This is a genomic window from Castellaniella defragrans (assembly GCF_014203015.1).
Lineage (GTDB): Bacteria > Pseudomonadota > Gammaproteobacteria > Burkholderiales > Burkholderiaceae_B > Castellaniella > Castellaniella defragrans.
This window is the reverse complement of sequence record NZ_JACHIB010000015.1, coordinates 57,941-73,192: the sequence shown is the minus strand read 5'-3', so window position 1 is coordinate 73,192 and position 15,252 is coordinate 57,941. Positions and strand designations below refer to the sequence as shown.

13 protein-coding genes are annotated in these 15,252 nt (G+C 69.8%); 8 read left to right on the top strand and 5 right to left on the bottom strand.

From position 1 onward, the window contains the following. Positions 1-9 precede the first annotated feature (9 nt). Positions 10-2,601: an AsmA family protein gene (locus HNR28_RS12985; RefSeq protein ID WP_151024315.1), complete on the bottom strand. Its 2,592-nt coding sequence runs from the start codon at positions 2,599-2,601 to the stop codon at positions 10-12. Between the two features lie 274 nt (positions 2,602-2,875). Between HNR28_RS12985 and HNR28_RS12980 the strand changes: the two genes are divergently transcribed. From HNR28_RS12980 to HNR28_RS12945, 8 genes are all read left to right on the top strand, one after another. Continuing rightward, on the top strand, positions 2,876-4,156 hold the full coding sequence (locus HNR28_RS12980) for a bifunctional O-acetylhomoserine aminocarboxypropyltransferase/cysteine synthase (protein WP_043684838.1): 1,281 nt from the start codon (positions 2,876-2,878) through the stop codon (positions 4,154-4,156). Between the two features lie 87 nt (positions 4,157-4,243). Continuing rightward, the gene (locus HNR28_RS12975) at positions 4,244-5,362 is read left to right on the top strand and encodes a Re/Si-specific NAD(P)(+) transhydrogenase subunit alpha (RefSeq protein ID WP_043684841.1); all 1,119 of its coding nucleotides are present in this window, start codon (positions 4,244-4,246) and stop codon (positions 5,360-5,362) included. Further along, complete coding sequence (locus HNR28_RS12970) at positions 5,362-5,670, top strand: NAD(P) transhydrogenase subunit alpha part 2 (RefSeq protein WP_043684843.1); 309 nt, start codon at positions 5,362-5,364, stop codon at positions 5,668-5,670. The genes HNR28_RS12975 and HNR28_RS12970 overlap by 1 nt, the downstream gene beginning before the upstream one ends. Further along, on the top strand, positions 5,667-7,103 hold the full coding sequence (locus HNR28_RS12965) for an NAD(P)(+) transhydrogenase (Re/Si-specific) subunit beta (protein WP_151024314.1): 1,437 nt from the start codon (positions 5,667-5,669) through the stop codon (positions 7,101-7,103). The genes HNR28_RS12970 and HNR28_RS12965 overlap by 4 nt, the downstream gene beginning before the upstream one ends. Positions 7,104-7,225: 122 nt before the next feature. Beyond that, a complete protein-coding gene (locus HNR28_RS12960; RefSeq protein ID WP_043684850.1) occupies positions 7,226-7,963 on the top strand; it encodes a flagellar brake protein in 738 nt (245 codons plus the stop codon). Between the two features lie 97 nt (positions 7,964-8,060). Next, a complete protein-coding gene (locus HNR28_RS12955) occupies positions 8,061-9,311 on the top strand; it encodes an NAD(P)/FAD-dependent oxidoreductase (protein ID WP_151024313.1) in 1,251 nt (416 codons plus the stop codon). A gap of 9 nt (positions 9,312-9,320) precedes the next feature. Beyond that, positions 9,321-10,262, top strand: a complete 942-nt coding sequence (locus HNR28_RS12950) for a 4-hydroxyproline epimerase (RefSeq protein WP_043684856.1) — start codon at positions 9,321-9,323, stop codon at positions 10,260-10,262. Between the two features lie 4 nt (positions 10,263-10,266). Further along, positions 10,267-10,923 carry a GntR family transcriptional regulator gene (locus HNR28_RS12945; protein ID WP_043684859.1) on the top strand — a complete coding sequence of 219 codons (657 nt, stop codon included), beginning with the start codon at positions 10,267-10,269 and terminating at the stop codon, positions 10,921-10,923. Positions 10,924-10,953: 30 nt separating this feature from the next. On the opposite strand, the gene HNR28_RS12940 is transcribed toward HNR28_RS12945, so the two are convergent. The 4 genes from HNR28_RS12940 to HNR28_RS12925 form a co-directional block, all read right to left on the bottom strand. Then, the gene (locus HNR28_RS12940) at positions 10,954-12,435 is read right to left on the bottom strand and encodes an aldehyde dehydrogenase (protein ID WP_043684861.1); all 1,482 of its coding nucleotides are present in this window, start codon (positions 12,433-12,435) and stop codon (positions 10,954-10,956) included. A 10-nt stretch (positions 12,436-12,445) separates the two neighbouring features. Next, the gene (gene dapA, locus HNR28_RS12935) at positions 12,446-13,321 is read right to left on the bottom strand and encodes a 4-hydroxy-tetrahydrodipicolinate synthase (RefSeq protein WP_043684866.1); all 876 of its coding nucleotides are present in this window, start codon (positions 13,319-13,321) and stop codon (positions 12,446-12,448) included. Between the two features lie 71 nt (positions 13,322-13,392). After that, positions 13,393-14,712 carry a TRAP transporter large permease gene (locus HNR28_RS12930; protein ID WP_043684869.1) on the bottom strand — a complete coding sequence of 440 codons (1,320 nt, stop codon included), beginning with the start codon at positions 14,710-14,712 and terminating at the stop codon, positions 13,393-13,395. Continuing rightward, entirely contained in the window at positions 14,712-15,227 is a 516-nt protein-coding gene (locus HNR28_RS12925) for a TRAP transporter small permease subunit (RefSeq protein ID WP_151024312.1), read from the bottom strand. The genes HNR28_RS12930 and HNR28_RS12925 overlap by 1 nt, the downstream gene beginning before the upstream one ends. Positions 15,228-15,252 lie beyond the last annotated feature (25 nt).

The window sequence follows — 15,252 nt, the reverse complement described above, 5'->3', positions numbered from 1 at the left end:
TCGTGTCTCTCATTGTCCCAGCAGGCCCTTGAGGGCCTTGCCGATGCGCTCCACCGGATCGGCGCCGGCGGCCGGCGCGGCGGAATTCCGGGGGGCGGCGCCGGCCGCCTCCGGCTCGGGCGCCGGCAGGGCCTGATCGATCAGGTCCCGGCCCTGGAGCAGGTCCATCAGCCCCGATTTCAGGGCGCGCTGGATGGACGGATTGCGGATGTTGGACCAGTCCACGTCGTACTCGGGACGATCCCAGGCGCCGCGGATGCGGATGGGGATGGTCGAGCCCAGCAGCGGCGTCAGCGCGGCATCCAGGCCCTTGGGCAGCCGCGCCGCCACCTGGGCCTGCAGGACCAGGTCCAGGGTGCGGCCGGGCACGTCGATGCGCGCCGGCTTGCCCTCGGACAGCTTCACCAGGTCGGACACCAGGGACAGCTTCGACAGGGTGCCCTGGCCGTCCTTGAGATCGAGGCGGGCATCCAGGCTGCTGAAGGCGGTGCTGCGGCGGCTGTCGAACGGCGAGGCCACGGCGTCCAGGCGCCCCTTCAGGACGTTGCCCAGCGCCGCCGCCACCTCCGCCAGGGTACGCGCGGCGTCCACGCCCTGCACCGCGCCGTCGCGCACCTGCAGGGCCGCCCGGCCCGCCAGCGAGCGCTGCAGTTCGTCCACCGTGGCGCCCTGGGCGCGCAGATCGATCTGCGCCGCGCCGCGCCCCGACAGCAGGCTCATGCCCGCCGCGGCCTGGATCAGGGGCGCCACGGCGATCTTGTCCAGGTTCAGCTTCAGGCCGAAGGTCTGGTCGGCCGCGGCGTTGAACTGGCCCGTGAGCGTGCCTTCGTACAGGCCGGCCGCGAGCCTGGAGACGGCCAGCGCGCCCTTCTGGACGCGCGCCTGCAGGCCCACGCCCGTCAACTGCACGTTGCGCACCCGCAGGTCGCCGATCTTCACGTCGCCTTCGATGTCCAGCCCCCGCAGGAAGGACAGGTCGACGGGCGTGGGCGCAGGCGCGGGCGGCGGCGCGGCGGCGGCCTGCTCCGGCGCCTTGTCCGCCGCCTTGTCCTTCGGGGCCTCCTTGCCGCCGCCGGCCGGCTTGGCTGCGGCGCCGGCGGACGGCGGCACGGGCAGCCAGCGGTTCAGGTCGAGCTTTTCCGTATTGAGGGTGAAGCGGGTCTGGGGCTGGGGCGCGGTCAGCCCCGTGGTCTGGGACTTGAAGACGGCCTGCCCGCCGTCGATCACGGCGCTCAGGTCCGCCGACAGCAGGTCCTGCACCAGGTCCAGGTGCACGCTGCCGATCATGGGGAATTCATAGCTGCCGGAGGGCAGCGCCCGGTCGCGCACGCCCATGTCGCCCTTGATGGCGTTCAGGGCGCCCTTGCGCAGGGACATGTTCCAGGCCAGCGGCGAGGTCAGCTTCAGGTGCAGCAGGCGTTCGCCCTGGGTCAGCGCGCCGTCCAGGCTGGCGGCGCGGAACTGCCATTCGTTGGCGTTGCCCGACAGCCCTTCCAGGCCGAGCGAGACGGCCAGCGTGTCGTCGCCGGTCCATTTCAGGGTGCCGGTCACGGGATCGGCCTGGGCGGAATCGGGCGAAATCGCCAGGGCCGGCGCGTCCAGGGCCAGGTCCAGCGCGCGCTTGCGGTCCTGGCCCACGGCGCGCAGGGCGAGCTTGTCGATCTTGAGCGCGGTGTTACGCTGGTCCAGGCGCAGCTGCGCGGCCGTCAGGCTGGCCTTCAGCCCCTGGATCGGATGGGCGCCGACGATGTTGCCGTTCAGGGCCAGCTCCAGGTTGTCGGCGGAAAAATGGCGGGCCTCGCCGTCGTAGGCCAGGTTGCCGCGCAGCGTGGCCTGCGACTGGTCCAGATTGCCCAGGCGTCCGCTCAGCTGCACGTTGATCTTCTGCGCCGAATAGCCGCGCACGGCCGGGTTCAGGCGCAGCAGCGCCTGGGCCTGGAGCTGGGCGTTCTGCACCGGATCGTTGCCCGTGATCGCGGCCTTCAGGGACACGTCGAACGGCTGGTCGTAGGTGACCCGGCCGGTGTTCGCCTCGATCTGGTCGAAGACCGTGGACAGGCCGTCGCGCTGGTCGACGTACTGGACCCGGCCGGACTTCAGCTCCAGGCCGGCGATGTCGATGTTGAAGTCCGATCCGGCGCCGGATACCGCCGCCGCGGCGGCCATGGGCGCGGGCATCGAGGCGGCCGCCGACGCCGTCCGGGCATCCAGCAGGTCGCTGAAATTGAAGCGGCCCTGGGCGTCCCGCACGACATAGGCCTTCAGGCCGGTGACGGCCACGTGGTCCACCACCAGGCGGTTGGACAGCAGCGGCCAGATCGCCACCGCGAAGCGGGCGCTGTCGACGGAGACGAAGGTGTCCGGGGCGTCGCGTTCGGACAGGGACACGTCGCTGACGGACAGGCCGATGCGGGGGAACAGCGACAGGCCGATGTCGCCGCCGATGGTCAGCGTGCGCGCGGTGCGCTCGAACACGAAGGATTCCAGCCTGGACTTGTAGGCGTTCGGATTGAAGGTCAGCAGGAAGATCGCCAGCCCGACCACCGCCAGCAGCAGCGCCACGACCAGGCTGAACAGCACCCGCTTCAACCAGACATTCATATCGCAACCCGCATTCTGACCCGCCTCATCGATCCTCGCCGCCCGCACATGCCGCACGGCAAACGAAATGCTAACCCATGCCCGCGCGCGGCACGGCCGTTTGCGGCGCCCGGGCGCATTCTATTGCACCACATTGCATTTCGTAGAAGAATGCACAGGACTTTATATGACACGACGCTATATGAAAATAGGGCCATAGACCTTATGCTGCAACGGCATTCGCCGGTACGATGGTCGATCGCCCCATAAACACGCAGTTCAGAGGAGACTTCGCATGACCCGCCGTTTCGAGACCCTGGCCATCCACGCCGGCTACTCCCCGGACCCCACGACCAAGGCCGTCGCCGTGCCGATCTACCAGACCACCTCGTACGCGTTCGACGACACCCAGCACGGCGCGGACCTGTTCGACCTGAAGGTGGCGGGCAACATCTACACCCGCATCATGAACCCCACCACCGCCGTCCTGGAAGAGCGCGTCGCCGCCCTGGAAGGCGGGGTGGCCGCGCTGGCCGTGGCCTCGGGCATGACGGCCATCACCTACGCCATCCAGACCCTGGCGCAGGCGGGCGACAACATCGTCTCCACCAGCAAGCTCTACGGCGGCACCTACAACCTGTTCGCCCACACCTTCCCGCGCCAGGGCCTGGAAGTCCGCTTCGCGCCCCACGACGACGTCGCCGCCCTGGAGGCCCTGATCGACGAGCGCACCCGCGCGGTGTTCTGCGAATCGGTCGGCAACCCGGCGGGCAACATCATCGACATCCAGGCGCTGGCCGAGGCCGCGCACCGCCACGGCGTGCCGCTGATCGTGGACAACACGGTCGCCTCGCCCGCCCTGTGCCGCCCCATCGAATGGGGCGCCGACATCGTCGTGCACGCCCTGACCAAGTACATGGGGGGACACGGCACCAGCATCGCCGGGGCCGTCGTGGACAGCGGCAGATTTCCCTGGGCCGAGCACCGCGACCGCTTCCCCATGCTGAACGAGCCGGACCCGTCCTACCACGGCGTGGTCTACACGGAAGCCTTCGGGCCGGCCGCCTTCATCGGCCGCTGCCGCGTCGTGCCGCTGCGCAACACCGGCGGCGCGATCTCGCCCTTCAATTCCTTCCTGGTGCTGCAGGGCATCGAGACCCTGGCCCTGCGCATGGAACGCCACTGCGCCAACGCCCTGGCCGTGGCGCGCTTCCTGCGGGACCACCCCCAGGTCGCCTGGGTGAACTACGCCGGCCTGCCGGACCATCCCGAGCACGCGCTGGCGCAAAAATACATGGGCGGGCTGCCCGCCAGCATCCTGTCCTTCGGCATCCAGGGGGGCCGCGCCGCCGGCGCCCGCTTCATCGATGCCCTGCAACTGATCCTGCGGCTGGTCAACATCGGCGACGCGAAATCCCTGGCCTGCCATCCGGCCTCGACCACGCACCGCCAGCTCAGCCCCGAAGAACTCGCCCGAGCCGGAGTCGGCGAAGACATGATCCGCCTGTCCATCGGCATCGAGCACATCGACGACATCCTCGACGATCTGCGCCAGGCGCTGGACGCCAGCCGCTGACCCCGGCCCCGCGTTCCGCCCGAAACCCTCAAGACATCAAGGAAACCCCATGCAGCAAGACTGCCACATCCCCGCCGGGAGGCCGCCATGCAGGTAGGCATCCCCCGTGAAACCCTGCCCGGCGAGACCCGGGTCGCCGCCACGCCCGAAACCGTCAAGAAGCTGGCCCAGGCCGGCCATCGGGTGCTGGTCGAGCGCGGCGCCGGCACGGCCGCCCGCCATCCCGACGCCGACTACGAAAAAGCGGGCGCCGAACTGGCCGACGCCGGCGCCGCCCTGGGCGCCGAGCTGGTCCTGAAGGTGCGCCGCCCCGACGCGGCCGAACTGGCGCGCATGAAATCCGGCGCCGTGCTGCTCGGCATGCTCGATCCCTTCGACCGGGACGGCCTGCAGGCCCTGGCGGGCGCGGGCCTGACGGCCTTCGCCCTGGAGGCCGCGCCGCGCACCACCCGCGCGCAAAGCCTGGACGTGCTCTCGTCCCAGGCCAACCTGGCCGGCTACAAGGCCGTGCTGCTGGCCACCCAGTACTACGGCCGCATCTTCCCCATGATGATGACCGCCGCCGGCACCCTGAAGGCGGCCCGCGTGGTCGTGCTGGGCGCGGGCGTGGCCGGCCTGCAGGCCATCGCCACCGCGCGCCGCCTGGGCGCCGTGGTGGAAGCCTCGGACGTGCGCCCCGCCGCGCGCGAGCAGGTCGAGTCGCTCGGTGGCAAGTTCATCGACGTGCCCTACGAGACCGACGAGGAACGCGAGATCGCCGAAGGCGTCGGCGGCTACGCCCGGCCCATGCCGGCCGCGTGGATGGCGCGCCAGGCCGCCCTGGTGGCCGAGCGCTGCAAGCAGGCCGACATCGTCATCACCACGGCCCTGATCCCCGGGCGCCCGGCGCCGACCCTGATCCAGCCGGACACGGTCGCCGCCATGAAGCCGGGCTCGGTCATCGTCGACCTGGCCGTGGAGCGCGGCGGCAACTGCCCGCTGTCGGTGCCGGGCGAGGTCGTCGAGCGCGACGGCGTCACCCTGGTCGGGCTGGCCAACCTGCCCGCCCTGCTGGCGACCGACGCCTCCGCGCTGTACGCGCGCAACGTGCTCGATTTCCTGAAACTCGTCATCGACGCCGAGGGCCGCTTCGTCCTCCCCGCGGACGACGACATCGTCAAAGCCTGCCTGGTCTGCAAGGACGGCCAGGTCCTGAGGAGCGCCTGATGGAAGCCGTCAACCCCACCCTGATCAACATCATCATCTTCGTGCTCGCCGTCTACGTGGGCTTTCACGTGGTCTGGAACGTGACCCCGGCCCTGCACACCCCGCTGATGGCCGTCACCAACGCCATCTCGGCCATCGTCATCGTCGGCGCCATGCTGGCGACCGGCCTGACCGACGGCGGCCTGGCCCAGTCGATGGGCGTGTTCGCCGTGGCCCTGGCCGCGGTCAACGTCTTCGGCGGCTTCCTGGTCACCCAGCGCATGCTGGAGATGTTCAAGAAGAAGGAACGCAAGGGAGGCCAGGCATGATCTCGGCCAACCTCGTCACCCTGCTCTACCTCGTCGCCTCGGTCTGCTTCATCCAGGCGCTCAAGGGCCTGTCCCACCCCACCACCTCGCGGCGGGGCAACGCCTTCGGCATGATCGGCATGGCGATCGCCATCGTGACCACGGCGGCGCTCATCGTCGGCCTGGCGCGCGACGGCGCCACCGCCGCCGGCCTGGGGCGCGTGGTCCTCGGCCTGCTGGTCGGCGGCGCCATCGGCACCGTGCTGGCGCGCAAGGTCCAGATGACCAAGATGCCGGAGCTGATCGCCTTCATGCACAGCATGATCGGCCTGGCGGCCGTGGCCATCGCCACGGCGGTCGTGGCCGAGCCGCACGCCTTCGGCATCGCGGCCGACGGCGCGCCGATCCCGGTCGGCAACCGGCTGGAACTGTTCATCGGCACTTTCGTCGGCGCCATCACCTTCTCCGGTTCGGTGATCGCCTTCGGCAAGCTGTCGGGCAAGTACAAGTTCCGCCTGTTCCAGGGCGCGCCGGTGGTCTTCCCCGGCCAGCACATGCTGAACCTGCTGCTGGCGGTCCTGATGCTCGCCTGCGGCTTCTGGTTCATGGCGACGCAAGCCTGGCTGCCCTTCATCCTCATGACGGCCATCGCCTTCCTGCTGGGCGTGCTGATCATCATCCCGATCGGCGGAGCCGACATGCCGGTGGTGATCTCCATGCTGAACAGCTACTCGGGCTGGGCGGCGGCGGGCATCGGCTTCTCGCTGAACAACCCGATGCTGATCATCGCCGGCTCGCTGGTGGGCTCCTCCGGCGCGATCCTGTCCTACATCATGTGCAAGGCGATGAACCGGTCGTTCTTCAACGTGATCCTGGGCGGCTTCGGCGCCGAGCCGTCCGCCGCGGGCACCGCGGACCAGGTCCAGCGCAGCGTCAAGTCCGGCAGCCCGGACGACGCCGCCTTCCTCATGAGCAACGCCGAGACCGTCACCATCGTGCCGGGCTACGGCCTGGCCGTGGCGCGCGCCCAGCACGCGCTCAAGGAACTGGCCGCCAAGCTCTCGGCCCAGGGCGTGACGGTGAAATACGCCATCCACCCGGTGGCCGGGCGCATGCCGGGGCACATGAACGTGCTGCTGGCCGAGGCCGAGGTCCCCTACGACCAGGTGTTCGAGATGGACGACATCAACGGCGAATTCGGCCAGACCGACGTGGTGCTGGTGCTGGGCGCCAACGACGTGGTCAACCCGGCGGCCAAGACCGACCCGAACTCGCCCATCGCGGGGATGCCGATCCTGGAGGCCTACAAGGCGCGCACCGTGATCGTCAACAAGCGTTCGATGGCGGCGGGCTACGCCGGCCTGGACAACGAGCTGTTCTACATGGACAAGACCATGATGGTGTTCGGCGACGCCAAGAAGGTCCTGGAGGACATGGTCAAGGCCCTCGAATAGGGGTCCTCGTGCTCCCGGGAAGGCCCGCGCATGCGGGCTTTCCCGCATTCCCGGAACGCCGTCTTCCGGGACCCTATCGTTTAGAATTCATCCTTGTCGCACTCTAGGCGCAGCCCACGACCATGCCCTTTCAGGAAGACGATCCCTGCCTGGTATCGCAATCACTCGAAATCAATTCCATCCTGCAGGGCCTGCTCAGCCAGCGCGTGCTGGTGCGTCTGGACATTCCCGGCAAGGCGGTCTCGATCATCTCCACGCTGCTCGACGTCGATCCGAAGAGCGGCACGCTGCTGCTGGACACCGCCTCCGAGGAGCAGATCAACACCCAGCTGCTGCGCGCCGAGGCCGTGCGCCTGCAAGGTTCGCTGGCGCGCGTGATGATCGAATTCTCGGGGCCGGTCAGCCCCGCCATGCACGACGGCAAGCCCGCCCTCTCGATGGCCTGGCCCACCCAGCTGCGGCGGGTCCAGCGGCGCGAGTTCTTCCGGGTGGACGTGCCGGCCAGCAGTCCCGCCCACTGCCTGATCGAGGACGCCTCGCTGCCCTCGGGCAAGGCCCGCTTCCGCATCGCCGACATCAGCGCCGGCGGCCTGCAGCTGGTGGACCGGGACAATCTCCTCACCCAGACGCCCGTGGGCACGATCTTCGACGAATGCACGCTGGAACTGCCCGCCGCCGGCGAACTGGACGTCGCCCTGCGCGTGCTGCGGTCCACCCACCTGATGCAGGACAACGGCAAGCCGCAGCACCAGGTCGCCTGCCGCTACTTCAACCTGCCCGACAACCGCCAGGTCGCCATCCAGCAGTACATCGTCTCCCTGGAACGCGCCGTCCTCGCCCGCCGCTGGGGCATGGAATGAACACCCGGCCCGTGTAAATATATTGGTTGAATATTTACCGCGTCTGTGAAATCATCCCCGGTATCGGACCCATGCGGGGTCCTGACCGGCAACCATCATGAACGCTTCCTCCTGTGACGTCGCCATCGTGGGCGGCGGCATCATCGGCCTGAGCTGCGCCCTGTACCTGCGCGAAGCCGGGCACGACGTCGTCGTGGTCGAACGCAACGACCCGGCCAGCGGCGCCAGCCGGGGCAACGCGGGCGCCCTGGCCTTCGCCGAAATCCTGCCGCTGGCCTCGCCGCGCATCATCCGCAAGGCGGTGCGCTGGCTGTTCGACCCGCTGGGGCCGCTCAGCCTGCCGCCCGCCTACCTGCCGCGCATCGCGCCCTGGCTGCTGCGCCTGTGGCGCGCCAGCTGGCCGTCGCATTACCGGGCCAACATCCAGGCCCAGGTCGCCCTGATCGGCCTGGCCGAACGGGAAATGCTGGCCATGCTGGCCCGCACGGGGCTGGAGCGCCACCTGGGCACCGAAGGCGTGCTGGAAGTCTACGAGGGCGCCGAGCGCTTCGCCGCCGCCCGGGAAACCGCCCGCCAGCGGCGGGCCCACGGCATCGAAAGCCACCCCGTCCAGGGCGCCGAACTGGCCGAACTGCAGCCCGGCCTGGCGCCCCGCTTCACCCACGGCATGCTGGTGCCCCGCTGGCGCAACGTGGACGACCCCCAGGCGCTGGCCGTGGACATCGGCCTGCGGGCGCAGGCGCTCGGCGCCCGGCTGCTGCGCCGCGAGGTGCGCGCCGTCGAGCCCGCCGCCGCGGGCGCGCGCCTGCTGCTGGACGACGGTACCGCCCTGCAGGCGAGCCGCGTCGTCATCGCCGCCGGCGCCTGGTCGCACCGGCTGAGCCGCCCGCTGGGCGACCCCATCCCCCTGGAGACCGAGCGCGGCTACAACACGACCCTGCCGCCGGACGCGCTCGACCTGCGCCGCCAGATCACGTTTTCCGACCACGGCTTCGTGGTCTCGCCCCTCGCCTGCGGCATCCGCGTGGGCGGCGCCGTCGAGCTGGGCGGCCTGGAACGCCCGCCCGACTATCGCCGCGCCCAGGCCATGCTGGACAAGGCCAAGGCCTTCCTGCCGGCGCTGCGCACCGAGGGCGGCGAGCAGTGGATGGGCTTCCGGCCCAGCCTGCCCGACTCGCTGCCGGTGATCGGCCGCGCGCGGCGCCATCCGGACATCTTCTACGCCTTCGGCCACGGCCACCTGGGCCTGACGCAGTCGGCGGCCACCGCCCGCCTGATCCGCGACCTGATCGGCGGCCAGCCCCCGGCCATCGATCCCGCCCCCTACCGGCCGGAACGCTTCTTCTGAGGACACATCATGCATCGCATCGCCATCCTGGATTCCCACACCGGCGGAGAGCCCACCCGGCTGGTGCTCGACGGCTTTCCCGACCTGGGCGGCGGCTCCATGGCCGAACGCCGCCGGCTGCTGGCCGAGCGGCACGACGCCTGGCGCAAGACCGTGATCCTGGAGCCGCGCGGCAGCGACGTGCTGGTCGGCGCCCTGCTGTGCGCGCCCGTGGATCCCGCCGCCACGGCCGGCGTGATCTTCTTCAACAACACCGGCTACCTGGGCATGTGCGGCCACGGCACCATCGGCCTGCTGGCCTCGCTCGCCTGGCTGGACCGCATCGAGCCGGGCGAGCACCGCATCGAGACCCCGGTGGGCACCGTCACCGCCACGCTGCACGAGGACGGCTCGGTCGGCGTGCGCAACGTCCCCGCCTACCGCCACCGCAAGGCGGTCGCCGTGGACGTCCCCGGCCACGGCACCGTGCGCGGCGACATCGCCTGGGGCGGCAACTGGTTCTTCCTGGTGGACGCCCCCGACCGCGTGGTGCCCGGCGCGGACCGGGCCGCGCTGACGGAATACGCCTGGGCCATCTGCCAGGCCCTGGACGCCCAGGGCATCCGCGGGCGCGGCGACGCGCGCATCGACCACATCGAGCTCTTCGGCGCCGACGAGGACGCCGACAGCCGCAACTTCGTGCTGTGTCCCGGCAAGGCCTACGACCGCTCGCCCTGCGGCACCGGCACCAGCGCCAAGCTCGCCTGCCTGGCCGCCGACGGCAAGCTCGCGCCGGGGCAGGTCTGGCGCCAGTCCAGTATCATTGGCAGTCAGTTCGAGGCCAGCTACGAGCCGGGCGAGGACGGCGAGGTCGTCCCGACTCTGCGCGGGCGCGCCCACATCAGCGGCGAAACCACCCTGATCCTGCAGGACGACGACCCCTTCCGCTGGGGCATCGAACCGCAGTCCTGATTCCATGACATCCGCATCCCCCACCGTCAAGATCCGCGCCACCGAGGCGGCCTACGACCGCATCGAGCAGATGATCGCCACGCTGCAGCTGGAACCCAACCAGCCCATCGTGGAAAGCGACCTGATCCAGATGACCGGCCTGGGCCGCACGCCCATCCGCGAAGCCCTGATGCGGCTGATCGCCAGCGGCCTGATCGAGCAGCAGCCGCGGCGCGGGCTGCGCGTGAGCGAGATCCGCATCGCGGAGCACCTGATCCTGATCGAGACGCGGCGGGTGCTGGAACGCCTGATCGCCGGATCGGCGGCGCGCCGCGCCACGGCGGGGCAGCGCGCCGCGCTGCTGCAATGCGCGCACGACATGACGGAGGCCGCGCGCCGCGGCGACCTGGAAGGCTACATGCGGGCCGACCAGGCGCTGGACCGCGTGACCCACGAGGCCAGCCGCAATCCCTACGCGGTGCAGGCCATCATCCCGATGATCATCCAGTGCCGGCGCTTCTGGTACGCCTACCAGCACGAAGGCGACCTGGAACGCGGCGCCCGCTGCCACCTGATGCTGGCCGAGGGCATCCACGCCAACGACCCGGACCGCGCCATCGCCGGCGCGGACGCGCTGATGGACTATCTGACGGAATTCACCCACACCGTCATCGAAGGATGAAAAAGGCGCCTTACGGCGCCTTTTTCATCCTCAGTTCACATACCAGATCGTCTTGACCTGCTGGTACTGGTCCAGGGCCTCCAGGCCGTTGTCGCGGCCGCCGAAGCCGGACTGCTTGTAGCCGCCGAACGGGGTGGTGATGTCGCCTTCCGAGAAGCCGTTGACCGACACCGTGCCCGCCTGGATGGCGCGCGCCACGCGCTGGGCGCGGCCCACGTCGCGGGTGTACAGGGACGCGGCCAGGCCGTAGTTGCTGTCGTTGGCCAGTTCGATGGCCTCGGCCTCGGTCTCGAAGGTGGACACGGCCAGGATGGGGCCGAAGACCTCTTCGCGGAACAGGCGCGATTCGCGCGTGACGCCGTCGAAGATGGTCGGTTCGACGTACCAGCCGCTGCCCAGCTCCGCATGGATGCGGCCGCCGTGCGCCAGGCGCGCGCCCTCGGCCGCCGCGCCTTCCAGGAAACCGCGCACCTTGTCGAAGTGCGCGCGCTCGACCATGGGGCCGATCTGCACGGACTCGTCCGTGGGCAGGCCGACCTTCCAGTCCGACAGGCGGGCGCGCAGGCGGTCCAGTACGGCGTCCTTGACGCCCGCCTGGACGATCAGGCGCGAGCCGCAGCTGCAGTTCTCGCCCATGTTCCAGAAGGCGGCGGCCAGCACGTGGTCCACCAGCCCGTCCAGGTCCGCGTCCTCGAAGATCACCTGCGGGCTCTTGCCGCCGCATTCCAGGACGATCTCCTTCAGGTTGCTCTCGGCCGAGTATTTCAGGAAATAGCGGCCGACCTCGGTGGAGCCGGTGAAGGACACCACGTCCACGTCCATGTGGCGGCCGAGCGCCTGGCCGACTTCCTCGCCCAGGCCGGTCACCAGCTGCAGCGCGGCGGCCGGGACGCCGGCCTCGTGGGCCAGCTGGGTCATGCGGTAGGCGCTCAGGGAAGTGAGCTCGGCCGGCTTGACGATGACCGAATTGCCGGCCGCCAGCGCGGGCGCGACCTTCCAGGCGTACATCTGGGCGGGGAAGTTCCAGGGCAGCACGGCCCCCACCACGCCGATGGGCTCCTTGACGATCAGGCCCGTGGCGGCCGGCCCGGTCGGGGCGATGCGGCCGAAGCACTTGTCGATGGCCTCGGCGTACCAGCGGAAGGTGTCCAGCGTGGCCGGCAGGTCCGTGTTCAGGCATTCGGTGATCGGCTTGCCGGCGTCGATGCAGTCCAGCGCCGCCAGTTCCTCGGCGTGGGCCTCCATCAGCTCGGCCCAGGCCAGCAGCACGCGCTTGCGTTCCGCGGGGGCGCGCTGCGACCATTCGCCGGACTTGAAGCTGGCGCGCGCCACGCGCACCGCCAGGTCCACGTCGGCGGCGGTGCCCGATTCCAGGGCGCCGATCACGCTGTTGTCGATCGGCGTGGTGTTGTCCATCCGGACGCCCGGCACGTCGTGGCCGGGGATCAGGTGTCCGGCCCACAGGCTGCCCGCGCGGGCCTGGGCGAAAATCTGTTCCTTGGTTTGCGGCATGGCGGTCTCCTCAGCCCTGGTAGGCGTCCAGCAGCGCCAGGAAGGCGCGTTCGTCCTGTTCCGGCAGCGGCGCCAGCGGCAGGCGCACCGGGCCGGCCTCGATGCCGTGGCGGCGGCAGCCGAGCTTGGCCTTCTGGTTGTAGTCGCCGGATTCCATGGACTGGATCACGGGATACATGGCGCTCATCAGGCGGCGCACCTCATCCCAGCGGCCTTCGCCCGCGGCCTTGACCATCGCGGCCTGCTCGGCCGGGAAGACGTTGGCGCCGCCGCTGATCCAGCTGCGCACGCCCCAGAACAGGAAGTCGGCCGCCATGTCGTCGGAGCCGCTGATGATCTGGAAATCCGGGATGCCGGCCTGGATCAGGGCCAGGGCGCGGTTGAAGCTGCCGCTGCTTTCCTTGATGCCGACGATGTTGGGGATGCGCGCGAGTTCGATCACCGTGTCCACGGCGATCTGCACGCCCACCCGCGCCGGGAAGTCGTACATGATGATGGGCAGCTGCGTGGCCTGCGCGACCGTGCGGAAGTGCTGCGCGATGCCGGCCTGCTCGGGCAGGCTGTAGGGCGGCGTGGACAGCATCAGGCCGTCGTAGCCCAGCGCCTCGGCCTGGTGCGCGTTGCGGATGGCCTGGGTCGTGGACAGGGCGTTGATGCCGGCGATCGCCGTCACGCGGCCGCGCGCGGCCTCGGCCACCGTGCTCAGCACGAGCTCGCGTTCCTCGTCCTCCAGCGCATAGTATTCGCCCGTGGTGCCGCAGGCCACGATGCCGGCGACGCCGGCCTCGATGAAGCGCTCCACCAGCCGGCGCAGCGCGTCGGCGTCGACGCGGCCGTCCGCCGCGAAGGGGGTGACGATGGGAACCAGGACTCCTTCGGTGTTCATGTGCTTTTCCTAAAACAAAAAGGCTGCCCGCGGACCGGGCGGGAACGGGGCGCGAGGCCCCGCGGTCGGATTCAGAACCCCACGACGCGCTGCGGCAGCCAGGTGGCCAGGGCCGGGAACAGCACCACCAGCGCCAGGGTGGCGATCTGGACCAGGATGAAGGGCACCACGCCCTTGCAGACCTGGCCGTATTTCATGTCCGGCGGCGCGATCGACAGCAGGTAGAAGATCGAGGACGCCATGGGCGGGGTCAGATAGCTGGTCTGGATGACGATGATCACCAGCGTGCCGAACCAGATCGGATCCACCCCGGCCGCCGTCAGCACGGGCAGGAACAGCGGCACGCAGATCAGCACGTTGGCGGTCCAGTCCAGCACGAAGCCCAGCAGGAACACGATGAACAGGAACAGCACCAGGGTGCCCGGCAGGCCCAGGCCCATGTCGGAGATCAGCCCCTGGATCAGGCGCGAGCCGCCATTGGCCGCGAAAATCCCCGTGAACATGATACCGCCGGCCACGATCAGCAGGATCATGGCGGAGATCCGCACCGTGATCGCCAGCGATTCCCGCATCACGCCCAGGCTGAACCTGCCATAGCAGATGCACAGGATCAGCGCGCCGATCGCGCCGACCGCCGCGGCCTCGGTGGGCGAGGCGATGCCGGCCATCAGCGAGCCCAGCACGGCCACGATCAGCAGCATGGTCGGCAGCAGGCCGCTGAACGTGATCTTCAGTTTTTCCATCACCGGCAGGCGCATGTCCGGGTCGTCGGCCCGGGGGCCTTTTTTCGGGTCCAGGATGCAGACGGCGATGATGTACAGGATGAACAGCCCCACCATCACCAGCCCCGGGAACAGCATGGCGGCGAACAGCTCGCCCACCGAGATCTGCGCCAGCGAGGCGTACACCACGGCCACCACCGAGGGTGGGATCATGGTGCCCAGCGAGCCGCCCGCGCAGATGGTGCCGGCGATCAGCGAGTTGTCGTAGCGGAAGCGCTGCATGGCCGGAATGGCCATCAGGCCCACCATGACCTCGACCGCGCCCACCACGCCGGCGGCGGCGGCGAACGTGGCCCCCATGGCGATGGTCGCCACGGCCAGGCCTCCGGGCAGCCGCCCCAGCCACAGCTGCATGGTGCGGAACAGCCGCGCGGCGATGCCGGAGCGCTCCAGGATCGCGCCCATGAGCACGAACATGGGGATGGCCGACAGGATGTAGTTGGTGGCGGCCGAATACAGGCCGCCGTAGAGCTGGTTGAACACCTGGTCGCCGAAGGCGAACCAGCCCGCGATCACGGCGGGGATGATGAGGGAAAAGGAAACCGGGATGCCCAGGAAGATGAGCAGGAACATCCCCGGAAACATCAGGGCGGCGATGGTCGGATTCATCAGTGGTCCTTCCGGGCGGCGGAATCCAGGCCGCGGAAGGCCCGCAGGCCCCCCACCGCCAATTGCAGGGTCAGGGCGATCAGCCCGAGCGCGATGCACAGATAGAACGGCCACATCAGCGGCGCCCAGGGGCTGACCGTCTCCACCTCGTGCAGCACCCAGGCCCGCCAGGTGTGCGATACGGCGATCCAGGACAGCATCCCGAAGAACGGCGCCAGGATCAGCAGGTAGGCGATGCCCTGGACTCCGCGGTTGAAGCGGACGGGCAGGCGGTTGCGCAGCACGTCGATGCGGATGTGGGCGTCTTCCCGCAGGACGTAGGCCACGCCCAGCAGGAAGACGGCGCCATTGGCCATGTAGGCGATGTCGAAGGCCCAGGCCGTGGGCGCGTCGAACACGTAGCGGGCGGCCACCTCGTAGACCATGGCCACGGTCAGGACGGCCGCCGCCACGCTGGCCAGCTGGGAGGCGCACCAGGACACGCCGTTCGCAAATCGGGTCAGGACATCGAGCATCTCGGCCTCGCTGGGTGCAGTCGCG